This is a genomic window from Lactobacillus sp. ESL0237 (genome assembly GCF_003692985.1).
In the GTDB taxonomy this organism is placed as follows: Bacteria; Bacillota; Bacilli; order Lactobacillales; family Lactobacillaceae; genus Lactobacillus; species Lactobacillus bombicola.
Window position 1 is genome coordinate 219,605 of the sequence record NZ_REHE01000010.1, and the last position, 23,123, is coordinate 242,727.

Below are 23,123 nucleotides of genomic sequence, written 5' to 3' on the forward strand. Positions count from 1 at the left end.
TTTTTACCTCTTAAAGTAGTTTAAGCCAATTGCATCACGTACTTCAGACAATGTTTGATTTGCGACAATATTAGCTTGTTTAGAGCCTGCTTCGAGCATCTCATAAACCTCATCAATCTTTTCTTCATATTGGAGCCGACGTTCACGGATTGGTGCTAATTCCTGCTCTAATACTTTGTTTAAATATCGTTTTATTTTGACATCGCCTAATCCACCCTTTTGATAATCTTCCTTCAATTCTGCCACTTTGGCTGTATCAGAATCAAAAATATCAAGATAAGTAAAGACGATATTACCCTCAATCTTACCAGGGTCTTGTACATGAATATGCCCAGGATCAGTATACATCGACATAACTTTCTTTTGGACAGTTGCTGCATCATCTGAAAGATAAATTGCATTGCCCAAAGATTTTGACATCTTAGCATTTCCATCAAGCCCAGGCAATCTTCCCTGTCCTTTAATCGAAAAGTAACCCTTTGGTTCCACCAAAATATCACAATTATATATACGGTTAAAAGTTCGAACAATTTCTCTTGTCTGTTCCAACATTGGTTTTTGGTCATCACCTACTGGTATAGTTGTGGCCTTAAAAGCCGTAATATCAGCAGCTTGTGAAACAGGATAATTCAAAAAACCTACTGGAATTGAATCATTAAACCCTTTTTGCTTAATTTCTGCCTTAACAGTAGGGTTTCGTTCCAAGCGACTAACTGTAACCAAGTCCATGTAATAGGCTGTTAATTCAAATAAGGCGGGAATTTGTGATTGAACAAAAATGGTTGATTTATCTGGGTTTATACCGACAGCCAAATAATCAAGCGCAACTTGAATTAAACTATTACGAACCTTTTCTGGATTACGTGCATTATCCGTAAGTGCTTGAGTATCGGCAATCATAATATATGGCTGATATTCACCAGAATCTTGTAATTTAACTCGATTTCTTAATGAACCAATATAATGTCCAACGTGTAATTTACCAGTTGGACGATCACCCGTAAGTAGTATTTTATTTTTCATTAGTATCCTCCTTGCCTAAAGTTGAAAAAAATTTTAAAATCTTTTTAATGCAGTAATTACAACTAATTCTACCAAAAATCAAGCCATGATAAAATACAGAGGATCAAATGTGTCATCAATTCCAAATACCAAGCTTAGCTGAAATCAAAAAATACTTAATTACCGATTTAAAATTACCATTAATAGAACCAGATTCGAATCTACCGCAAAATTCTAATATTTTTCCCAAAAACAAGGCCCCTGTACTCTTATATCAAAATAATCAGTTACTTTTAATTCCTAAAACTTGGGGCTATCCCAAGCCAATGAAACAAAATCAAGTTATTTTCAATGCTCGGATAGAGCGTTTCTTCAATCAACGTCCATCTATGTGGGATTCATCTTTTGCACGTAGACGATGCATCATTGTTACAAACTGCTTTTTTGAAACAGCACAGGAAACTTATATTACTAAATACGGTAAACAAGCACATGAACAATATAGTTTTCATAATTCTAACGAGCCCCTGACTTTAATTGCTGGTATTTACCAAAACGATTATTTTTCAATGGTTACTACCACCGCTAATCAAATAATGCAACCAATCCATGATCGGATGCCATTAGTTATTGAGCCAGATGAACTACGCCAGTGGTTATTTCAAAATTTTTCCGCACTAATTACGCGTGACGTAAATCTAGTTGCCACCAAAATGGTCCATTAACCATAAATTTTACCGAAAGTTGGTTTTTCTAAAAAACTATGGTAAAATATAGAAGAAATGCGGGTATAGTTTAATGGTAGAATGTTAGCTTCCCAAGCTGAAGATGCGGGTTCGATTCACGCTATCCGCTTAATACTATATAAAAAACGTAGGTCAATCCTAAGGGTTTAACCTACGTTTTTTATGTAATTTAATTCTTATAATTGGCCCCAAAACAGACCAAGCAATTTAGTTATCTTAAATACATTGGTTCATAAATTTACGTCATAATTAAAAGTAAAACACCATTTAAAACAGATAAATAAATCGGCATCCATAAAGTTTGTGTATACAAATAAGACCAAGCAAAAATAGCGCCAAAAAAGAAATTAACTAATAATAATGTTGCTGAATTTTGCCAATTAAGCAAACTAAATAAAATTCCAGATGTAATAATCCCCCAAATAGCGGTAGGTACATTATCACGCCTAAAAGCATAGTTAAACAAAAAGCCAGTAATTAAAAACTCTTGTAATATCGGTAAAACTATTCCTAACGCAATCACAAAGAACCAATAATTTGCCACCCCTTCATGGTGCAAATATGTTGTTTGCATACCGTACAACTGCAAGTGATTATACGATTGCAGCCAAGAAATACTGATTCTGAATACAGTAATTAGCAGGGTCATGCCAATAATAAGCGCAAAATTACTAATCCATGAACCGGCTAATCCCGGAGCAAAAAAGCGTTGCTCGCGATTAAAGCGATAAATAAAAAATAACAGAACCATTAAGGAAATTGTTGCAAATAAGATAAAATTCCAAACATGAATTGGCAGATTTTCAATAACTAGCTTGATTACGCCAGCTGTCATTAAATAGCCAATAAAATAAACAATATAGCGTATTAGGTTACCTTCTCTTGATGCTGGTGTATTCACAAAACTACCTCTATCTAACTAATTGTATACTCTCCAAAATCCATATTATAGCAAAAAAAAGTAATTTTATGAAATGACCATTAACTTTTCTTAAATAGCCAGCTTTTTCGACCATCCATTTCGATAAGATTTCTAATCCCTTCCTAGAAACTTAATATCTAAATTCAGATATGACACAACTAATTCCTAATAGGACACTATATTACTAACATTAAGTACGACTAAATAGGGTGTCTTTAATCGATTGCTTTAATTGTTACTTGATAGTTTCCCGCAGGAGCTATTACCTCTACAGTCGTATTTACAGTTTTTTTCATAATTGCTTGTCCCAATGGTGAATCAAAGGCAAGCTTACCCTTAGTGACATCGGCTTCCATCCGACCAACAATTTGGTATGTCTCAGTTTCTTTTTCTTGACCAATCTCAAGTGTGACTATTTTGCCTAAATCAACTTTACCATCAGTAGTTTTTTTAATAATTTCAGCATAATTCAACTGCTTATTTAAATAACGTAATCTACTTTGTAAATGTCCTAACTCGCGCTTAGCTTCAGTATATTCGGTATTTTCTGATAAATCGCCTAATGCTCGAGCTGCCTGCAAAATTTTAATTCGTCTTGGACGCTCTTTTTTTAAACGAGCAATTTCCATCTCAATTTTTCGATAGCCTTCTGGGGTCATCTTTTGATAATAAGTCAAAACTTCTTCTCCTCATTTTTAATAATCCACAAGCTATAATCCTTATAATAAAAGGATAGCTACCACATAATTAGCACTAAAAAATAAGAGTGCTAATTATTTTTATTTTTAAGAGCTGAATACTATAATAATAATTGTACAGAGGAATTGAAAGTCTTCTGTAATAAATTAATTTAATTTTGAAAGGAAGTTTTTACTATGACAAATGAAATGATAAATCGTCACAATGACTTTTTCGATGCAATGAATGATTGGTTTGATCTTCCGAGAAAATTTTTTGATGAGACTGAAATAACAAAATTAATGCAGTCTGATGTAGCTGAAAATGATCATGATTATGTAATTAATATTGATATGCCAGGTATGAATAAAGATGATATTAGCTTAAACTACAATAATGGTATTTTAAGTGTTGCTGGGTCGAGGAAAGCATTTAAGGATGTTTCCCACAATAGTAGTATTATTCACCGTGAAAGAAGTATTGGTCACATTTCTAGAAGCTTTAGATTGCCAAATGTCGCTGCTAATGAAATCAGTGCCAAATATGAAAATGGTGTTTTAACCGTCGTCTTACCAAAGCAAAGTACAGATAAAAATGATAATTCAATAAAAATTGACTAACTTAAATAACACAATTCTGACAAAACTATCAACCCTATAATTCCTAAAAACGAGTTCACTTATTGAACTCGTTTTTCTTTTAGATTAAAATATGAAGTGATTTAAAATTAAATTAAAAGGAGATTCACCTATGGGATACAAACTTACCTTACAAGAATTAGAAAAGTTTTCAGCTGATTTTAATAAAAGCCCACAAAATCAGGTTATTGCTAGAGCTGCACAAAAAAGTGGTGTCTTGGCTGCTGCTTATAATGATCGGGTGCAAAATGAACTAACCCGCGTTTTTTCAACAGAATTAGCTACTGATAATGTAACCAATCAACGTCAATCTGGTCGCTGCTGGGAATTTGCGACGCTAAATATTTTACGTCATAATTTTGGGCAAAAGTATCATTGTAAAAACTTTACTTTTTCCCAAAGTTATAACTTTTTCTGGGACAAAATTGAACGAACTAATAATTTCTATAACTATATTATTGCAACAGCTAGTGAGCCACTCAATTCTCGTATTGTTAAAACCCATCTAAATAATGCTGGTGAAGATGGCGGGCATTTTCAAATGGCAACAGCCTTAATTGAAAAGTATGGTGTTGTACCTTCATATGCGATGCCAGAAAGCTTTAATGCAAATAATACAGCGGGCTTTGGCAAAGCCTTAGGCGATAAACTTAAAAAAGACGCACTGGTTCTCCGCAAATTAAAACAAGCAGGAGAAGATGAAAAAATCAAACTCGTTCGTGAACAATTCCTAAGTGAGGTTTATCGAATGACAGCTATTGCTGTAGGAGAGCCACCTAAGAAGTTTGATTTAGAATATCGTGATGATGACAAAAATTATCACTTAGACAAAGAATTAACCCCACTAGAATTTCTACATAAATATATGGGCGATGTTGACTTTAATGATTATGTACTTCTAGCTAACGCTCCCGACCATGAATACAATAAACTTTATAGTTTGCCTGATGCCAATAACATTGATGGCACTTGTCACATTCAATGGCTCAATGTTCCCATTGAATACTTAGAACGTGCTAGTGTTAACCAGTTAAAGGATGGCGAAGCTGTTTGGTTTGGCAATGATGTTGGTGAGCAAAGTGATCGGCAAAAAGGCTATTTAGACAGCAACTTATATCAATTAAGTGACCTATTTGGGGTTGATTTAAAAATGTCAAAAGCTGATCGCTTGCGAACTGGTGCCGGCTACTTTAGTCACGCCATGGCTCTTGTTGGCGTCGACGAAGATCAGGGTCACATTCGCCAGTGGAAAGTAGAAAATTCCTGGGGTGAAAAAAATGGTGACAAGGGCTTTTTTGTAATGAACAATGAATGGTTTAAAGAATACGTTTATGAAGTTGCTGTTCATAAGAAGTATCTAACTTCTGAACAAATCACCTTAGCCGAAGGCTCTGCAACTGAATTACCAGCTTGGGATTCATTGGCTTAAGCCGGCGAGGATTCTAGTACAGATTGCTTCTAAAAAATTAGCCAGTTTTATAAATAAAAAGACTAACTCAGTATTTTATTGAGTTAGTCTTTTTGGTTGACTCCTAACTACTTGCTTACATTTTGCTTTTTCATCCTTGTATCTAGGTAGACTACTCTTCTAATTAACTATCTTCTCATTTTTGTACTAAATGATATAAATCGCTATAAGTAAGTATATATACTCACTTTATTTATAATAAGCAAAAAAACAGCTCTAAACTGGAACTGTTTTATAGTTTTACTTAGTCTGCATCATTAATTCATCAAACTTTTTAAAGAAGAAGTCCTTATCAGCTTTGGTTACTAAAGTAATCTCCCGCCCGTTTTCATCATCTTCCAAGCGACCCGCGGCATCACCCACGGTACGTACTTTAACTGTTCGCTTTTCCGAAGCTATAACCACTTCTGGATATAAAGCATTAATTGTCGTCAATACATCCCAAAAATAAAGTTGGGCACTTTGAATTGGAGGATTTACTAATAAGCTATATGCTTGACCTACTAAATCAACTACCGGATATTTTCTCAAACTTGCCCAGTGCATCTTAAGTCGATTGGTTAGTGGTAGTTCTTCACTACTCTCTAGTCCGATGACTTGCATTGGAATCTCAGATTGAAAGACTCGATCAACCGCAAATGGATCCCAAAAAGCATTCCATTCTTGTGTTCCATCAGCATTTACTTGTACCACATTTCCATGACCATCAAGTGAACCACCCATCCAAAATAAACGATCAATTTTTGTTTCAATTTTGGGATCAACTTCTAAAGCACGAGCTAAGTCAGTTAAAGGACCTGTCATAACTAAAGTAACTGGCTTAGCTGCCTTTCTTAGTTTATCAATCATATCTAAATGCGCTGGCTCAGCCGCTTCACCAGTTGTTATTTTTCCAGACTCATTTAGTAATGGTAGTGAATTAAAGGAATAAGATGCCGTACGCCACGCTTCTGGAAACTGGTTAACTGCCCGCGAATTCGACTTAGCAATCGCTAGCTTATCACCACGCAAATTAAATTGATCCGTCATTTTTCGACAAACTTCTACTGATGGCTCAAGATAACCATCGGCGTCAATTGCACTAACACCAAGTAGCTTAATCTCTGGTGCTTGTAATAGCAACAAATATGACACTAAGTCGTCAATATTGCCATCATGATTAAAATAAATTTCTTTCATTTTTATCTTCCTATTTTGACTTAATATAATTTTGGCCATCAGCTGCTGGAGCAACTGACTTACCAAAGAATAACACTAAAATTACAATTGTAATTACATAAGGAGCAATTTGCATATAAACAGACGGAATATGATTAAAAAATGGTAACTGATTGCCTATAATACTAATACTTTGGGCGAAACCAAAAAATAGCGAAGCAAGCATTGCTCCTAAAGGATTCCACTTACCAAAAATCATAGCTGCCAAAGCCATAAAACCTTGACCGACAATCGTCGAAATTGAAAAATTACCCGAAATTGCTTGGGCAAATACTGCACCGCCAATACCACCAAGAAAGCCTGAAATTAATACACCAGCATAGCGCATACCATAAACATTAACTCCCAGCGTATCAGCTGCTCGGGGATTTTCACCGCAAGAGCGTAATCGTAAACCAAAACGAGTTTTATATAAAATCCACCACAAAAAAACCGCTACAAAAATTGCAACCCAAGCTGGAGCAAATGTATTTTCAAAAAGAATTGGTCCAATAAGCGGTATTTTAGCTAATCCAGGAAAGCTAAAATACCCAAAGCTTTGTGTAATATTTTCTGTTTGCCCTTTATCATAAATTGCTTTAATCAAGAACACGGCTAATGGTGGTGCCATCAGATTGAGTACAGTACCACTAATGACATGGTCGGCATGAAAATTAATCGTTGCAACAGCATGCAAAAGTGAGAACAGCAAACCGACTACTCCTCCTACAATTAACCCCAACCATGGGGTCAATTTGCCGAAAGAAGTAGCAAAAGTTAAATTAAAAACCACTGCCGAAAAAGCTCCCATGGTCATGATTCCCTCAAGTCCAATGTTAGTGATTCCTGAATTTTCACTATACACTCCACCAAGAGCAGTAAAAATTAAGGGAGTTGAATATACAATGGTTGATGACACTATCAAAGATAAAATTGCAACTAAATTCATTATTGCTCTCCTTCAGTAATATGTGAGACTTTTTCTATATCTGGGGTTGAGCCTTTATCCTTAAATAACAAGCCAATTACATATTGAATGGCAACAAAGAAGATAATTGCAGCAATCACAATTGAAACTATTTCATAGGGGATACCGGCAATTGTCTGCATACCTAGACCACCAATTTTTAAAATAGAAAACAATAACGCAGCAAGCAATATACCAACTGCAGTACCACCACCAAGTAAGGCAACTGACAAGCCATCCCAGCCAATATCTAGGCTAGTTGTTTGCGTGAAGTAATTCTGATAAGTCCCCAGTCCCTGTACTACACCACCTAAGCCAGCAAAACCTCCGGATAACAACATCGAAAGGATAATATTCTTTTTAGTCGACATTCCAGCATAGCGACTGGCAAAAGGATTAGTTCCAACTGACCGAATTTCAAAACCAATCGTTGTCTTCTTCATCAAATACCAATAAAGAAAAACAGCAATTATTGCTAGAAAAATGCCAGCATTAATTCTGGAATCACCAAACATTGAACTTAACCAATTAATTTTCAAACTACCATTAGCTGAAATTGTTTTTGTTGTGTCAGTATCAATCCGCAAACGACTTGGCATAATTTGTTGCATCAAATACTGCGAAGAATAAAGCACAATGTAGTTAAACATGATGGTGGTAATAACTTCATTAGTTCCAAATTGTGCCCGTAACCAACCGGCAATACCAGCCACAATTGCTCCAGCTATTACACCCGCAACGATTGCTAGTGGAAGTAGCACAAACTTAGGCATATTAGGATTAGCTAACACAAGCCAAATCGAGGTTAGCCACCCTGCCTGTGCCTGACCTGGTAAACCGATATTAAAAAAACCAGCATTTGAAGCAATTGCGAAGCCAATCGCTGTGAAAATTAATGGTGTTGCTTCACGAATGGTTTCACCAAGCCCATTCATATTCCCCAGTGCACTCATAAACATTGATGAATATGCTTGTAGCGGGTTATAACTCCAAACGAGCATAATAACTGCCCCAACTAAAAAGCCCGCCAAAATTGAAATAATTAGTACTAAATTCTGTTTAGTCTTGGAAGTTACTTTAAGCAAAAGTTGTACCTTCTTTCTTAACTCCAGTCATTAATAAACCTAATTCCTTATCACTAGTATCATCTGGTTTAACTTCACCAGAAATATTACCATCATGTAAAACAATTATCCGATCCGATAGTTGCATAATTTCATCTAGTTCATACGAAATTAATAAAATTGCTTTTCCTTTAGCTCGTTGAGCTAGCAGTTGGTGATGAATATATTCAATTGCACCAACATCCAGCCCTCTTGTCGGTTGAAAAGCAATAATCAAATTACTATCTCGGCTCAATTCTCTAGCAATAATCACTTTTTGTTGATTTCCACCAGATAGATCACTCACTGGTGACTCAACTCCTGTAGTCCGAATGTCAAACTGGCTAACTAATTTTTGAGCATGCTGCTTTATCAAATCATGATTAAGTACATGATGGTGAGAATAAGGTTTTTTATAATATGACTGGATAGCTAAATTATCAGCAATTGAAAAGGGTAAGATTAAGCCAAACTTTTGACGATCAGCAGGAATACATGAAACACCTTTTTCGGTAATTTTACGGACTTCTTGATTAGTTGTTTCTTGGTCATCGATTAGAACATGACCCGAATCAATATGTGTTAAGCCGGTTAAAGCTTGTACTAACTCATCTTGACCATTACCATCAATACCTGCAACACCTAAAATTTCTCCCGCTCGTAAATTAAAAGATAATCCTTTTAAAGCAGGAATATTTTGCTTATTTTTAACATTTAAATTAGCAACTTTTAAAATTGTTTTACCAATTATGGCAGGAGCTTTATCTAATTGCATATTAACATGTCGTCCCACCATTAATTCAGCTAAGCGATTATTACTTACATCAGCAACTTTAAAATTACCAACACTTTTACCCGCACGAATAACACTTACTCGATCGGCTACTTGCTTAATTTCTTCCAACTTATGAGTAATTAAAATTATTGATTTACCTTCGTTAGCCAACCCATGTAATATTTGAATAAATTCAGTAATTTCTTGGGGTGTCAATACAGCTGTCGGCTCATCAAAAATCATAATATCTGCACCGCGATATAAAATTTTAAGAATTTCAACACGTTGCTGTTGGGCCACTGTAATTTCACTAACTTTTTTTAAAGGATCAACATTTAGATTATAACGTTGCGACAACTCTTTAATTTCCTGTTGTGCCTTCTTAAAATCTAACCTTAGCCCTTTAGTAACTTCATGCCCTAAAATAATATTTTCCAATACAGTAAAAGAATCCATTAACATAAAGTGCTGATGTACCATACCAATTCCTAATTTTTTAGCAATTGTCGGATTTTTAATGGTGACTTTTTCCCCACGAACAACTATTTCACCAGCAGATGGCGTAAGAAGCCCCGATAAAATACTCATCAAAGTAGACTTCCCAGCACCATTCTCCCCAAGGAGTGCTAAAATTTCACCTTTTTGCAAAGTAAGATTGATATCGTTATTAGCTTTAAAGCCATTAAAGTCTTTGACAATGTGGCGCATTTCAATTACGTTAGTCGTGTTTTTCATTTAGCCCTATTTCCTTTTATAAAAAACTCTTTGTATCCACAAAGAGTTTTTATTTTACCTAATTACTTTTTATTATTTCACCTTAACTCGACCAGATACAATTTGTGCCTTGGCTTTTTGCACGGCAGCCCAAGCCTTAGGTGACATACTTCCCTTAGTCACGGATACACCATTATCCTTTAAAGAATATACCAAATGTTTACCACCGGGGAACTTATCTTTTGCCGCTTGATTTGCAATTGACTTAGTTGCAACATCTAATCTTTTTAAAACAGAAGTTAGAGTAAAGTTACCTTTTGCCCATCCTTTGACTTGTAATTTCCTAGTTTTGCTTGATCAACATCAACGCCAACAACCCAGACTCTATGGCTAGCCAATCTCATTTGATTGTATGCTTTGGTCTCCTGAAAAACGCCATTTCCAGCTGAGCCAGCGGCATGAAAAATCACATCATATTTATTAGCATATAGCGATTGCGCCATTGATTTTGCCTTATCAGTTGCAGTGAAGTTACCGATGTATTGCTCGGTAACTTCAATTTTTTTATTTAGCGCCTTAGCTGTATCAGTAACACCTTGTTTAAAACCACTTGCAAAAGATTCAATTGTTACAGCCTTAGCTCCACCAATAAAAGCAACTTTATTCGTTTTAGTTGTATAGGCCGCCGCCACTCCAGCTAGATAAGCCACTTCATTACTTTTAAAAGTTACGGATGTAACATTTTTTTTTTGCTTGGTAATTATGTCATCAATGATAACAAAATTTTTCTTAGCAGCTGCCTTAACAGCATCTTTCAACATATAACCAATAAATTGTATCATAACCTGACTTAGCTGCTTGATCAAAATTTGGAGTAAAGTCAGTGGCACTATTAGATTCGAAATATTGATATCCGGACCCTTTTTGTAAATTATGCTCTTTACCGTAAGCTTTGAAGCCTGCCATGCGGCTTCATTAAAGGATTGATCGCTAATTCCGTTACTATCTGTAATCAGAGCAATACTATCTTTTTTACTCTGCCCAGTTGAACCTTGTTTTTTGCCTGTACAAGCAGTAAAAAGTAAGATAGCAAAAGTTGCCACAACCCCTAGTGATAATAATTTCGTAATTTTTTCCCCATGTTTATTATATCCTCCAAAAACACGAACTTTATAACTTTTATTTTATTATAAAATACGTTTAAGTTCAATATTTATCGTTTTTCAGCAGATATAAAAACAATTATCAATCAAAATACGAACTATTTATTTGGATGAATTGGTACCTTGATTTTATTTTTAATAATTTGTTCCCTTGCTGTACGTGAATATTCCCAAGCTTTACTATTGATTTGCCCACGTTCAATCGATACACCATTAGTATTTAAGCCATAAATTAGCTGCTTGCCGCTAGGGAACTTACCGTTATATGCGCGATTAGCAATATCATGAGTTGCAACATTTACTCCTGTAATTACAGAAGTTAAAACACAATTACTTTTCTTTCCGTCTTTATCTTTATAATTGCCAAGGTATGACTGGTCAACATCTACACCAATCGTCCAAACTTTTTTATTGGCAGGACGATTTTGGTTGATTGATTTAGCTTCTTGAAAAAGACCATTACCGGCCATCCCAGAAGCATGAAAAATAATATCAGCCTTTTTGGCATACATTGATTGTGCAATAGCTTTTTCTTTGTCAGCACTAGTAAAGTCACCAACATATTGATTTAATAATGTGATTTTTTTATTTAATTTTTTAGCTTGATCATGAACACCCTTGGTGAATCCGGCATCAAATAGATCAATAATATCGCCATGTGTGCCACCAATAAAACCAATCGTATTAGTTTTAGTTTGCGTTGCTGCAACTACTCCTGCTAAATATGCTGCCTGTTCACTTCTAAAATTAGCCGAGGCCACATTTTTTTGTCCCTTAATTACTTCATCAATGATAACAAAATTCTTTTTAGGATACTTTTTAGCTGCTGCACTAACCGCATCTTTCAAACTATAGCCAATGCCAAAGATTGTTTGGTAGCCCGACTTAGCTGCTTGATCTAGATTTGGTTCAAAATCAGCTGAACCGCTTGATTGAAAATATTGATAACCATTGCGACCTTGCTTTAAGCCATGCTCTTTGCCATAAGCTTTAAATCCGCGCCAAGCAGACTGGCTAAAAGAATTATCATTAACACCCGTTTGATCAGTAATTAATGCAATTGAATTTTTTGCACTTCCACTAGAATTACCATTCCCACCCTGTTTTTTACCTGAACAAGCAGTCAATGCAAGTCCAGTAAATAATGCGATGGTAGTAAAAGAAATAATTTTTTTGATTTTCATTTTATGACCTCCTTGATATTCCAATTAATAAAATATCAACATTTAGTGGCTATGTCAAAGTTACTATACAATATAAAGTGTTGATGTAGCAATGTTCTTGCTTTGGCATAAAACGTGTCATAGGTTGCCGATTAGGGTTTTTGTATGCAACAACTAAATTTTTTTATTTTTATTTTACGGTAAACAAAAACTGAGATTCTTATTTAAAATCTCAGTTTACTTACTAAAAATATTTATTAAACATTCCATTCAGCCATAAATTGATCGACAAACTTATGCATAAATTCAGTGCGTTTATGCGCTTCTTTTTTGCCACCAAGAGTATTCATTGTCTCTTCAAGCTGAAATAATTTTTCGTAAAAATGATTAATTGTTGTCTCAGTATGCTTACGATATTGGTCATGACTAATTAGCTTTTCTGGCTTGATATTAGGATTATAAATATCAATGCCATGCAATCCACCATAGGTAAAAGCACGTGCAATTCCCATAGCACCCAGACTTTCGAGTCGATCTGCATCTTGAACATATCTACCAGACAATGGTAACTGATAATGATGTTCAATATTTTTAGAAAATGACATATGTTGCATTGTAAACAAAATATCTTGAATTTCTAATTCCGTAAACTTAACCTGCTTCAACACAACTTTTATTTGCTGGAGTACAGTTGCTGGATTACTACAAATTTTTTCATCAATTGTATCATGTAAATAGCCTGTTGCTTGAATAATAGCTATTTTTCGGCTAGCCAGGTCAGCAGTCGGGTTATCTTGCAAATAAAGTTGCCGTGCCAAATGAGCTACACGTTGACCATGATAAAAATCATGACCTGTTTTTTCATTTTTCAATTTTTCTTTAACAAAACAGATTACTTTAGTTATATCCATAAAATCAACTCCTTTATCACTAAGCCGCTTCCCAGATTTGAACTGTGGGACCTCCTCCTTACCACGGTGGTGCTCTACCTGCTGAGCTAAAGCGGCATATTTATTGTAACAAAAAAGTATTCACATAGAACGAGAATACTTTTTTATCTTAATTATTCATTATGTGCTATATATTTTACTGCTGTGCCATAGGCGACAACTGATTGCATGTCATTACCGATTGATCCTGAATCATAGCGCATCATTACCACCGCATCTGCTCCCAATTCTTGTGCTGATTCACGTAATCTGACCATTGCCTGTTCACGTGACTCTTCCAGCATTTTGGTATAACTACGAATTTCTCCACCAACCATTGACTTTAGTCCTGCACCAAAATCTTTCAAAAAATTTTTGGATTGAGTTGTTACTCCAAAAACTTCACCAATGATTTCATATTCTTTACCAGGTATCTTCTCTGTTGTTGTAACTAGAATTGCTTGGTTATTCATACTTATCTCCTAAGATTATATTTAATAATATAAAGCTATATCACTAAATATGATTATGAATAAATAACTATAATTTGTCAATTACAGAGCTATTATAATTTTAATCATCGCCTGTTGCTAGCCTTGCTGCTATTTGTGGTGGCATTAAATTAATCTTAGCTATATCTTTAAGCTTAACCCATTCTGGATGATAGATGTTAGTACTACTTGACCACTTTCTTTCTTCACCTTGGATTAATGGGGCCCTAATTAATTTGGTTGTCGCTTTAAAAAAAATTTGTTTTTCGTCTTGGTCTAATTGATATAGCAGAGTTAAATCTCGAGCTGCTAACTTAATCCCTAGCTCTTCTTTAAGTTCCCGAAGGGCCGTTTCACTGGCTGCTTCTCCCTTGTGTGCTCGACCACCTGGTACTACCCAATAATCACGCTTATTAATGCGGTGAATTAATAAAACAGCTTTTATCGTTGGACAAATAAAGGATAACCCGTGCTCGCATTTTTTTCCTTTCTATAAATAAAATGCCTGCTAATAACAGCCATTTCACTTAATTTTAACCCTTAATTTTGACTAACGTATACTTTTTCTTTCCTTTACGAACGATTACATATTTACCGTTAAATGCTTGACTTGGATCTACGCTGAAATCAAGTGACTGCTTTTTTTCACCATTAATATAAATTGCTCCATTTTGAACATCTTCGCGGGCTTGACGCTTAGAAGATTCAATTTGAGTCTCAACTAAAAACTCAATAATATTTTTGCTTTCAGAAGTTGCTGTAGCCATCGGAGCATGCTTAAGCCCTTGCTCAATTTGCTTAACCGTTAAGTTTTTAATCTCACCAGAAAAGAGGGCAGTAGTAATCGTTTCTGCTTCCGTTAATCCTGCTTCACCATGAACAAATTTTGTTACTTCTTTAGCTAATACCTTTTGCGCTGTTCTCTTCCAAGGCGCCTTTGCTACTTGTACCTCTAGTTCTTCAATTTCTTCATGGCTTAAAAATGTAAAGTATTTCAAATATTTAACTACATCACGGTCATCTTGATTAAGCCAAAATTGATAAAATTCATACGGACTGGTCTTTTCTGGATCAAGCCAAACAGCACCACCTGCTGATTTACCAAATTTAGTCCCATCGGCTTTCAGCATTAACGGTATAGTCAAGCCAAATGCAGGTTGCTCTGAACCGGACAATTTATGAATTAAATCGATGCCCGCTGTGATGTTACCCCACTGATCACTTCCGCCAATTTGCATCTGCACATTATGATCTTTATTCAGGCGATAAAAGTCAATTGCTTGAAGTATTTGGTATGAAAACTCCGTAAAGGAAATACCATTTTCCAAACGGCTAGCGACTACATCTTTACTCAGCATATTATTCACCTGAAAATGTTTTCCATAATCACGTAAGAAATCGATTAAACTTATTTGATCTAACCATTCTGAATTATTTACAATTTCAAAATTAGCAGTACCAAACAATTTTTCCATCTGCTTAGTTAAAGCTACTTCATTTTGATGAAGCTTCGCTGGGCTTAATAGTACCCGTTCTGATTTACGTCCAGACGGATCACCAATTGAACCTGTTCCTCCTCCAATTACAATTACTGGATGGTAACCAGCCAGTTGAAACCTCTTAAGAATCATGAACGGAATTAAATGTCCAATGTGGAGCGAATCACCTGTTGGATCTGTACCACAATATAATGCAAAATCATCGTGATCTTGCAAATATTTAGTTAAGCCGGATTCATCCGTTTGTTGATTAATTGCCCCGCGCCATCTTAAATCTTCTAAAATGTCAAAGTTTGCCATCTTTTTCCTCCAAAAAAAAATCCCTAGATTCTAAAATAGAATCTAGGGACGACTAAATTACTTTTCTTAGCCGTGGTACCACCCACGTTTACGCTCAATATAGCGCCTTAACTGAAGTCGATATTGGAACTACCCAAATCTGTATTTTGCAACCTTCAACCTGCCTAGCTCACACCAAATGCTAGTTCTCTGAACCCTGAATCAAAGTGCTACTTAAATATTATAACGTGATCATACTAATTTTTTTTTAATATGTCAACAAAATTATTTTTACTTGTAAAAGCCCTTGATCTTTAATCCATAAGCTTTTCCAGCTGTCATATCATACTGAATTGTCTCATAATCAGCAAGTAATTCTTGTTGTTTTTTAGTCAAATACTTGGGATCAATTACTTGTCCCTTTCGACCAATTAATTCAAATCCTTTGTCCCCTTTAAAATTAATGGTAATTGCTGGCAATTTTTTATGAACTTCTGTTAACAACGCTTGATAAGGAGTAACTTTTGAATCGGTCTGCTCTAGCATCATAGCAATAAAGTCACTCGAGCTAACAAAATTATTGGCCTTACGCGGTAATCTTAGCTTTGCACCATGAGCACGCGCATATTTGTTTGAGTAAATGAAGTAACGCGTTGAATGCATCTCTACTGGATATTTAGCAGTGTAACTTTGTGAAATAATACTTGGATAATGATCTCCATAAAAGACTAGTGTAATTGGTTTTTTGATTTTATCAATTTCACCAATAAACTGTTTTACAGCCTTATCCGTATATTGCGTTCCTTTAACATATGTTGCCATTTGCTCACGAACAGCCGGTGTATTAAATAGTTCGCCAGAAATTTTGCCAATGTATTCATTATTAGGATACCAATTATTATACGGCATATGGTTTTGAATCGATATCAAATTGATAAATTGTCCACCACTACGTGAATTAATCTGGTGTAAGCCATTGGCATAGGTAGTAAAGTCTGAATTATAACCACTCTTACCTAATTTCTTTTGACCAATAACTTTATATTTAGACCCAGTATAGACGAATTTATCAAACTTAAACCGGTGGTAATCCTCTCTTCTTGAATAATACGTACCGATAAATGGGTGGACCGCAGATTTATAATCAAAATTCATACCGATGGTTGGATAAAAATCAAAATTAGGTACGATTTGGACATATGGGGTCAAAGTTGATTTAAACATTCCCATGTTTAAACCGGTTAATGTTTCCCATTCCATATTCGCTGTACCACCACCATAGCCAGCACTAAGCATCGTACCATATGAAGAACGAGACTTCATTGATTCAATAAACTTAACTGGATTTGAAACAGAGTGGTCAAATCTAATAGTTGGGAAAGTATTAGGATCCACAAAACTTTCACTTAAGTTAAAAACAATTGTCTGCTTATGTAAATCATTCTTACGCGTTTTATTAATTCTATCTGCAACCTTAGCATATTTATTACTTAAAGTCTTAATTGATGAGGCTGAATAATTATCCGGTTGATCCATAATTTGTAAATCAATATAATTTAGAAAATTTAATACCGGACCATTGACTTGAATATCACGTTCAGGGTTGCGGAATGTTTGCTTATTATCAAAACCTCGATTAACGTGGTAGATTGCACCACCATCATGATTAAAACGAAGTGGGGTCATAAACAGTAATAAACTAACTAAGGCCCAAATACCGCGGCGTTTCCAGGAGCCTCTTTTCTTAATCGGAAACTTAATTTCTAAAAATACATCAAGTAAGATCACAAGTAAAATTGCAAGTAAAATTACAATTACAGTTGTTTTACCAACCATTGGAAGCAAAGTTTTCCAATTTACAATTTCACTTATTTCAGTTGGGTAGATTGGTTCACCACGCAATAATAATTTAATCTTATTCGCTACTGCCCAGCCAATTGCAATTAAACTAACTAATGTATTTGAGGTCCAATACCGTGTAGTTACAAAATAAAATACTGAAAATAGGGCATCAAGTAAAATAGTAGTTAAAACAATAGCGAAGAATCTCGTCCCCAATAAGTAAACAATGGCATTAATTGTCTTAGCGGTACTGATTTGAATTCTGAGATTATCTGATTCAATTAAAAATGAGCCAAAACTCAGAAGATAAAACCAAGCCCAGGTCAATAAGTTAACTCGATTAGAGATAATAAACTTAATAAAAACAGACCACAGTTTTTCACAAATTTTTGCTAAATTAGATTCATGATCAAGATAAGTAATTACTCGCTTAAAGGGGTTAAACTGAAACAAATAGTGCTCAAGAATTAGATCCCATATACCAATAATTACTAAGACGGCAATAATCACCAATAACTTATTAATAGTTGAAGAACCAGTAAACCGAAAAGAACCCATAAATTTTGCCGAAATTGGTGCATCCATGAGTATAATTAATGGGACAAATAAACGCATTTGCTTAGTATTAAAGGTCAGAATAACTTTCTTAAATAGTAAGAAAATCGCCACTACCATTAAAAACATAAATGGTGATGAGGGATTGTTCAGGAATTCACGATTCCAATCACCGCCGCCATTACCAGCGACAATTTGTGACCAATAGACTGCATCAAAGCCAGGTACACCTATCAAAACAACAACCAGTGATATTAACCCACCAGTGACTATTAAACTTAATGCTTTACCATTAATTGGCACCTGAGCTAAAAACATACCCCAAGCAAAAAAGAGAATTAAGTATAAACCATAAATTGAATATTGAAATGTAAGATTACCTGCACTAAGAGCAAAGCCAAAAATAGTAAGCAAGCTTAAGATGAGCCAGTTCTGCTTGCTTGTTAATTTATGTAACAAATCGTACAAATGTGACTGAACTAATAAACTGAAAAACAATCCCGCAAACAAAACTGAAGTACTTGCAATAATCGGAAATAACATGCCCCATATGCGCCACATATTAAAATGACCAGGTAACTTGCAGAAAAAGAGGACATAATAAATGATAAGCGTTGCACTAGCCATTAGCCAATACTTAAAACTTTCACTTACACTCAATTTTTTTCTACTATATACTGCTCCAAAAATCATTGGCACTATTATCAGAGTCATATTATGTAACATATCAGGCATAAAACGGATGAATGAATAGTGTGTTCTAGTAGCAATTCCCTTCAAGTTGAACATTTGGATCAACATGAAAAGAGCTGCAACCAGTAAGCAAATAATCTGTGCAACTGTTAAAGACTTTTTATTTTTATTCATATTTCTAGTATATATCCCTCACTAAAAATGATGTTATTAACCAGTATCTATACTTTTTACAACTATTTATAATCGTTTATGTATAAACATGGCCTTTGTAACTTGCAAATCAACTAGCAAAGCAGTACTTGCTAAACTTAACTGTAGCTACTGCTGCTCGATTATAATAAACTCAGGTACTTATCCCCAACACTCGGAGTTTATGCCTTAAAATTACTAATATTAAACCTATACACACGCAAGAAAGTGTTAATGATGCTATAAATATCATTAATTATCACCTTCTTCCTGTATTTGATCCTGATAATCCTGAAATATAGTATAAACTTGATTTTCAGGATCATTAAAGTCAAAGCCGCGCTCTTTATTACGTTTGTTCTGATAAGTCTCATTATTATCAATCAATTTAGCCTTTAAACCCAATTCCTGGCGCAAACAATCCGAAACTCGCTGTAATTCCTCAGTTGATTGGACTTGATAAGAAGCATCGTGAATTGTGGCATTATGACCATGAAGATAATCATTTTGCGCCTTCTTAGTCGAACTGCGATAGTTAAGTGCAATTTGCTGCAGAGCATCAAAAGGAAGATTTGTTTTAACATTACCTGAAACTGAAGTTAACACTGAATCAAGCTTTGTCAAAGTACTAGGTGAAACTGTTTTTTCTATAAGTGTCGTAATTACTTGTCGTTGGCGTTTCTGGCGACCATAATCTCCTTCTGGGTCATCATACCTCATTCGCGAATATGCTAAAGCACCACCGCCACCCATATGGGTTAACTGTCCCTTCTTAAAAGCATATCCGCCATACTCAAAGCTAAGCAGTGGCTTCAATTTGATGCCACCAACATAACGTATTAAGCGCATGATTCCTTTCATATTAACTAAAGCATAATATTTAATTGGCACATTAATTAGCTTAGAAACACTAGCCATTGCCATTTTGGCGCCACCAATCGAATAGGCAGCATTAATTTTTTCTACCTGAAAGTTTGGTGTACCAATCATCTGTGCCATTGTATCTCGTGGTACAGACATTAAAGTATATTGCTTCTTTTTTGGATTAACTACTGCAACAATAATAGTATCAGTATTACCCACCTCATCAGTTCGATCCAAAGCTCCGGTATCCGTACCCATCAATAAAATTGCAAATCGATTCTTCCCATTAAATTCTCCATGCTTAATTTGCACATGGGCACTATTATCATAAGTACTATCAACAGCCTTTTTAGTTCGAAAATAGAGATAGGCCGAATACGCTACAATTACAAAAACAATGATGCTAAGGAGTAAAATTAAGGCATATCGCCTTTTTTTGTAATCCTTTGCATGTCTTTCAACCCGACTTTTGCGTGGATGATTATGATTGTGATTCATATTTCTTTACTTACCCAATTTAATTATACAATGGATATATTATAGCAAAAAAAACAAGCCGTTGTCGGCTTGACTCTGATATCTTATTAAAAACATTAAATTGTTTACGTTAATAACAATGATAGACCAAATTCTTCACCATGATCTTTTTCTAATTCTGCTTGTTTCATGGCAGCAACAATTTGATTGTTTTTTACTGCTAAGGCAAGACTAGACGAGATACACTGTAATTTAACAGCATTCTTGCTTAAAATAACTTCATTTACCTTTTCTACTTTTGCCCAACCAGCAGGTATATCAACTGCTAAAGACAAAGAAAATGGCATAGTTTTATGGGAATTGTTTTTCAAGTAATATTTAATATCAACCCGATTGCCTTCAACAGTATAAGTTAAAATTACCTCAAAATGATAAGGAAATTTCTTATAACTTGAATTGTCATCAATCAAAGCCAGACTTATCCTTGAATCACCTTTATCAACAATTGTCCAAGGTAGAAGTTCTGCTAAATTTTCATTTTGATTTTCGCCAGTAAAATCAACTATCAGGTTCCTTTGCAGATCATCATCTTTAAAATAATCGATTTGATCATTTTGAGATATAAGATTAACTAACCTTGCCCTTTTTTCATCGATTGCAATACGCAAAATCGAACTTTCAATTATTTGCATAGCTTACTCCAAACTTTCTTCTCATACAAAAAAATATCACTTAACTAGGCTTGATGTCAATCATGGGAAACGAGTACCCTAGCTTCACTATGACAAAATAACAATGATACAATAATAAAAAATTATTATTATCAAAGAAAATATTTTATATAAATAGAATAAAATATTAGCAAAATCAGTTCTAATATATTATAATAACATTGTTCCCGAGAATTATAAAAATCAGTTTTTGGAACAAGTTAATAAAAAGAGCACCCCTATAATAGGGGTGTTTTTTTGCTTATAATTTCCCAAGCAATCACTAATTTTTTTATCACTAATAAGTTTACATTTTATAGTTACTATTGCTGTTTGAGAAATACAAATAATTAATCAAAACACAAGATAATATTTCAAATAAAAACACCACAATTAATCTCTATTATCTCAAAACATGAGATAAATTAACATCAAATTGTAGTGCTTTAAATAAATATAATATTTTTAATTTAATCTTTTCTAAACAAACGCCAACCGCTTAAAATTACAGTTACTAAACAGATAATCATCGAAATAATGAAAACAACATGCATGCCATAAATAAAAATTTCGGGTTGTTTCGGTAAATAGGCCGTTACTCGTGCGCCCTTAGCATGACTCATTGCTGCAAAAAGAACAGTAGTTGCACTCGATATTCCAATTACCATCCCCAAATTTCGTGAAAGTGAATTAATACTGCCAGCAATTCCTAAATCTTTTTGCTCAACTGAACTCATTACTAATGAATTATTAGGTGAAGTAAAAATACCACTTCCTAGTCCCATAATTGCAATGCTACCAACAAATAACCAAATCGAGGAATTAAGATTACATAGTGAGTAACAAATTTGACTAACTAATAAAAGAACTAGACCAATGAAAGTTAACAATTTTGGATTCATTTTATCAGAAAGTGCACCAGCAACTGGAGCCGCAAAAAATTGAACTATTGGTAAAATCATCAAAATATAGCCTGTTTGACTTGGCGCTAAATGACGCGCATTCTCCAAATAAAATGGAGTAACTACATTAAAAAAGAAGTTAGTAATAAAAACTAAAAGTGCACATAATAAACTTACTGAAAAATCAGGATTTTTAAACAACTTAAATTGTAATAATGGATTTTCAGCGTGGTTTTCAATTGAAACAAACCATATAAAGCTAATAACACCAACTAATAGCATTGCTAAAACTGGTAAAGACGTAAAGCCAAATTGTTGTCCTAAGAAAATGCCCCCAAACAACGTAATCATTCCCAAGGCAAAGCTAAATGACCCCATTTTATCAAGGCTTGAAGTAGTGAAGGTAATATCCTTAGGAAGGTAAATTGCACCTATTAGTGCAGCAACAACCCCAACCGGAACATTCAGCCAAAAAATATATGACCATGATAGCTTACTTAAAATAAGTCCGCCTAAGCCTGGACCCGCAATTGATCCTAGAGCAACAAAAGATCCTATTGTTCCTAGTGCTTTGCCGCGTTCCGTTGCAGGAAAGATCTCCGTAATAATACCATTATTAGTGGCCATAGTCATTGCAGCCCCGATTGCTTGGAGAGCTCTTGCTACAAGTAAGAATAATAGACTTACTTTAATTCCTGACAGCAAAGATCCAGCAATAAAAAAAATTGCTCCAAAACGAAAAATTTTAATTTTTCCGTGAAGATCACTTAACTTACCGAAAAACAAAATAAAACTACAAACAACGATTAAATAAAGTGAAGCAACCCATTCTGCTTGACTCATTGGTATATGTAAGTCGTTGCTAATTACTGGCAAAGCAATATTGACAATTGTTCCGTCAAGCGTAGACATAAAAGTAAAAAGACCTACAGCTACTAATATCCACCAGCGATTTTTTTGTACTTTTTGATCATTTTGGTAACTTAAAGTTTCCGTCATTTCTACCAGTCTCCTTAGTTTTTAATTTTGGTTAGGTACCTTATAAGATTAAATTATACACTTTATTTTCACTAATGCAAACTAATCAAAAGCGACCACCTTATTTCCGTGGCCGCATTCTTTTTAATATTTGTTAGTCCAATTAACAGTAAGCT

Annotated in this window: 21 protein-coding genes and 2 tRNA genes; 4 read left to right on the forward strand and 19 right to left on the reverse strand. The window is 34.6% G+C overall.

What is annotated here, in order from left to right; all coding sequences use genetic code 11:
• Positions 1-3 precede the first annotated feature (3 nt).
• Positions 4-1,023, reverse strand: a complete 1,020-nt coding sequence (trpS, locus tag F5ESL0237_RS06420) for a tryptophan--tRNA ligase (RefSeq protein ID WP_122024940.1) — start codon at positions 1,021-1,023, stop codon at positions 4-6.
• A gap of 107 nt (positions 1,024-1,130) precedes the next feature.
• Between trpS and F5ESL0237_RS06425 the strand changes: the two genes are divergently transcribed.
• Both F5ESL0237_RS06425 and F5ESL0237_RS06430 read left to right on the forward strand, forming a co-directional pair.
• A complete protein-coding gene (locus F5ESL0237_RS06425; protein ID WP_122022197.1) occupies positions 1,131-1,727 on the forward strand; it encodes an SOS response-associated peptidase family protein in 597 nt (198 codons plus the stop codon).
• A gap of 59 nt (positions 1,728-1,786) precedes the next feature.
• Positions 1,787-1,857 (forward strand) — tRNA-Gly (locus F5ESL0237_RS06430).
• Positions 1,858-1,986: 129 nt separating this feature from the next.
• Here F5ESL0237_RS06430 and F5ESL0237_RS06435 read toward each other — a convergent pair.
• Both F5ESL0237_RS06435 and greA read right to left on the reverse strand, forming a co-directional pair.
• Positions 1,987-2,649, reverse strand: a complete 663-nt coding sequence (locus F5ESL0237_RS06435) for a CPBP family intramembrane glutamic endopeptidase (protein WP_122024941.1) — start codon at positions 2,647-2,649, stop codon at positions 1,987-1,989.
• A 236-nt stretch (positions 2,650-2,885) separates the two neighbouring features.
• Positions 2,886-3,347 carry a transcription elongation factor GreA gene (gene greA / locus F5ESL0237_RS06440; protein ID WP_122022199.1) on the reverse strand — a complete coding sequence of 154 codons (462 nt, stop codon included), beginning with the start codon at positions 3,345-3,347 and terminating at the stop codon, positions 2,886-2,888.
• Positions 3,348-3,545: 198 nt separating this feature from the next.
• Here greA and F5ESL0237_RS06445 point away from each other — a divergent pair, with 198 nt between their 5' ends.
• Positions 3,546-3,968 carry an Hsp20/alpha crystallin family protein gene (locus tag F5ESL0237_RS06445; protein ID WP_122022200.1) on the forward strand — a complete coding sequence of 141 codons (423 nt, stop codon included), beginning with the start codon at positions 3,546-3,548 and terminating at the stop codon, positions 3,966-3,968.
• Between the two features lie 130 nt (positions 3,969-4,098).
• On the forward strand, positions 4,099-5,415 hold the full coding sequence (locus F5ESL0237_RS06450) for a C1 family peptidase (protein WP_122024942.1): 1,317 nt from the start codon (positions 4,099-4,101) through the stop codon (positions 5,413-5,415).
• Between the two features lie 279 nt (positions 5,416-5,694).
• Here the strand turns inward: F5ESL0237_RS06450 and F5ESL0237_RS06455 are convergent, their stop codons facing one another.
• The 16 genes from F5ESL0237_RS06455 to F5ESL0237_RS06525 form a co-directional block, all read right to left on the reverse strand.
• Entirely contained in the window at positions 5,695-6,633 is a 939-nt protein-coding gene (locus F5ESL0237_RS06455; RefSeq protein WP_122022202.1) for a nucleoside hydrolase, read from the reverse strand.
• Between the two features lie 10 nt (positions 6,634-6,643).
• Positions 6,644-7,600, reverse strand: a complete 957-nt coding sequence (locus F5ESL0237_RS06460; protein ID WP_122024943.1) for an ABC transporter permease — start codon at positions 7,598-7,600, stop codon at positions 6,644-6,646.
• Positions 7,600-8,703: an ABC transporter permease gene (locus tag F5ESL0237_RS06465; RefSeq protein WP_122022204.1), complete on the reverse strand. Its 1,104-nt coding sequence runs from the start codon at positions 8,701-8,703 to the stop codon at positions 7,600-7,602. Before F5ESL0237_RS06465 ends, F5ESL0237_RS06460 begins: the two co-directional genes overlap by 1 nt.
• Entirely contained in the window at positions 8,696-10,231 is a 1,536-nt protein-coding gene (locus F5ESL0237_RS06470; RefSeq protein ID WP_122022205.1) for an ABC transporter ATP-binding protein, read from the reverse strand. Before F5ESL0237_RS06470 ends, F5ESL0237_RS06465 begins: the two co-directional genes overlap by 8 nt.
• A 72-nt stretch (positions 10,232-10,303) precedes the next feature.
• On the reverse strand, positions 10,304-10,426 hold the full coding sequence (locus tag F5ESL0237_RS08580; protein ID WP_255409284.1) for a hypothetical protein: 123 nt from the start codon (positions 10,424-10,426) through the stop codon (positions 10,304-10,306).
• An 83-nt stretch (positions 10,427-10,509) separates the two neighbouring features.
• Complete coding sequence (locus F5ESL0237_RS06475; RefSeq protein WP_158592433.1) at positions 10,510-11,313, reverse strand: BMP family protein; 804 nt, start codon at positions 11,311-11,313, stop codon at positions 10,510-10,512.
• 158 nt (positions 11,314-11,471) lie between these two features.
• Entirely contained in the window at positions 11,472-12,557 is a 1,086-nt protein-coding gene (locus tag F5ESL0237_RS06480) for a BMP family protein (protein ID WP_122024945.1), read from the reverse strand.
• A 236-nt stretch (positions 12,558-12,793) separates the two neighbouring features.
• Positions 12,794-13,447 (reverse strand): HD domain-containing protein, encoded by a 654-nt coding sequence (locus F5ESL0237_RS06485; RefSeq protein WP_122022208.1) that lies wholly within the window; start codon positions 13,445-13,447, stop codon positions 12,794-12,796.
• A 22-nt stretch (positions 13,448-13,469) separates the two neighbouring features.
• Positions 13,470-13,543: transfer RNA gene (locus F5ESL0237_RS06490), tRNA-Thr, on the reverse strand.
• A 56-nt stretch (positions 13,544-13,599) separates the two neighbouring features.
• Positions 13,600-13,938: a heavy metal-binding domain-containing protein gene (locus tag F5ESL0237_RS06495; protein WP_199688777.1), complete on the reverse strand. Its 339-nt coding sequence runs from the start codon at positions 13,936-13,938 to the stop codon at positions 13,600-13,602.
• Between the two features lie 100 nt (positions 13,939-14,038).
• A complete protein-coding gene (locus tag F5ESL0237_RS08640; RefSeq protein WP_122025075.1) occupies positions 14,039-14,413 on the reverse strand; it encodes an NUDIX domain-containing protein in 375 nt (124 codons plus the stop codon).
• Between the two features lie 76 nt (positions 14,414-14,489).
• Complete coding sequence (tyrS, locus tag F5ESL0237_RS06505; RefSeq protein ID WP_122024946.1) at positions 14,490-15,755, reverse strand: tyrosine--tRNA ligase; 1,266 nt, start codon at positions 15,753-15,755, stop codon at positions 14,490-14,492.
• A 270-nt stretch (positions 15,756-16,025) separates the two neighbouring features.
• The gene (locus tag F5ESL0237_RS06510; RefSeq protein ID WP_122024947.1) at positions 16,026-18,998 is read right to left on the reverse strand and encodes an alkaline phosphatase family protein; all 2,973 of its coding nucleotides are present in this window, start codon (positions 18,996-18,998) and stop codon (positions 16,026-16,028) included.
• A gap of 270 nt (positions 18,999-19,268) precedes the next feature.
• Positions 19,269-20,378: an LCP family protein gene (locus F5ESL0237_RS06515; RefSeq protein WP_122024948.1), complete on the reverse strand. Its 1,110-nt coding sequence runs from the start codon at positions 20,376-20,378 to the stop codon at positions 19,269-19,271.
• A gap of 104 nt (positions 20,379-20,482) precedes the next feature.
• Complete coding sequence (locus F5ESL0237_RS06520; RefSeq protein ID WP_122022213.1) at positions 20,483-21,049, reverse strand: aldose epimerase; 567 nt, start codon at positions 21,047-21,049, stop codon at positions 20,483-20,485.
• A 488-nt stretch (positions 21,050-21,537) separates the two neighbouring features.
• Positions 21,538-22,968: an MFS transporter gene (locus F5ESL0237_RS06525; protein WP_122024949.1), complete on the reverse strand. Its 1,431-nt coding sequence runs from the start codon at positions 22,966-22,968 to the stop codon at positions 21,538-21,540.
• Between the last annotated feature and the right edge of the window lie 155 nt (positions 22,969-23,123).

What these genes read in the sequence shown, in the direction of transcription:
- F5ESL0237_RS06455 (WP_122022202.1), bottom strand. Translation starts at nt 6,633, where the DNA reads ATGAAAGAAATTTATTTTAATCATGATGGCAATATTGACGACTTAGTG.
- F5ESL0237_RS06425 (WP_122022197.1), top strand. Translation starts at nt 1,131, where the DNA reads ATGTGTCATCAATTCCAAATACCAAGCTTAGCTGAAATCAAAAAATAC.
- F5ESL0237_RS06525 (WP_122024949.1), bottom strand. Translation starts at nt 22,968, where the DNA reads ATGACGGAAACTTTAAGTTACCAAAATGATCAAAAAGTACAAAAAAAT.
- F5ESL0237_RS06510 (WP_122024947.1), bottom strand. Translation starts at nt 18,998, where the DNA reads ATGAATAAAAATAAAAAGTCTTTAACAGTTGCACAGATTATTTGCTTA.
- F5ESL0237_RS06460 (WP_122024943.1), bottom strand. Translation starts at nt 7,600, where the DNA reads ATGAATTTAGTTGCAATTTTATCTTTGATAGTGTCATCAACCATTGTA.
- F5ESL0237_RS06445 (WP_122022200.1), top strand. Translation starts at nt 3,546, where the DNA reads ATGACAAATGAAATGATAAATCGTCACAATGACTTTTTCGATGCAATG.
- trpS (WP_122024940.1), bottom strand. Translation starts at nt 1,023, where the DNA reads ATGAAAAATAAAATACTACTTACGGGTGATCGTCCAACTGGTAAATTA.
- F5ESL0237_RS06450 (WP_122024942.1), top strand. Translation starts at nt 4,099, where the DNA reads ATGGGATACAAACTTACCTTACAAGAATTAGAAAAGTTTTCAGCTGAT.
- F5ESL0237_RS06495 (WP_199688777.1), bottom strand. Translation starts at nt 13,938, where the DNA reads ATGAATAACCAAGCAATTCTAGTTACAACAACAGAGAAGATACCTGGT.
- F5ESL0237_RS06480 (WP_122024945.1), bottom strand. Translation starts at nt 12,557, where the DNA reads ATGAAAATCAAAAAAATTATTTCTTTTACTACCATCGCATTATTTACT.
- tyrS (WP_122024946.1), bottom strand. Translation starts at nt 15,755, where the DNA reads ATGGCAAACTTTGACATTTTAGAAGATTTAAGATGGCGCGGGGCAATT.
- F5ESL0237_RS06515 (WP_122024948.1), bottom strand. Translation starts at nt 20,378, where the DNA reads ATGAATCACAATCATAATCATCCACGCAAAAGTCGGGTTGAAAGACAT.
- F5ESL0237_RS06470 (WP_122022205.1), bottom strand. Translation starts at nt 10,231, where the DNA reads ATGAAAAACACGACTAACGTAATTGAAATGCGCCACATTGTCAAAGAC.
- F5ESL0237_RS06520 (WP_122022213.1), bottom strand. Translation starts at nt 21,049, where the DNA reads ATGCAAATAATTGAAAGTTCGATTTTGCGTATTGCAATCGATGAAAAA.
- F5ESL0237_RS06485 (WP_122022208.1), bottom strand. Translation starts at nt 13,447, where the DNA reads ATGGATATAACTAAAGTAATCTGTTTTGTTAAAGAAAAATTGAAAAAT.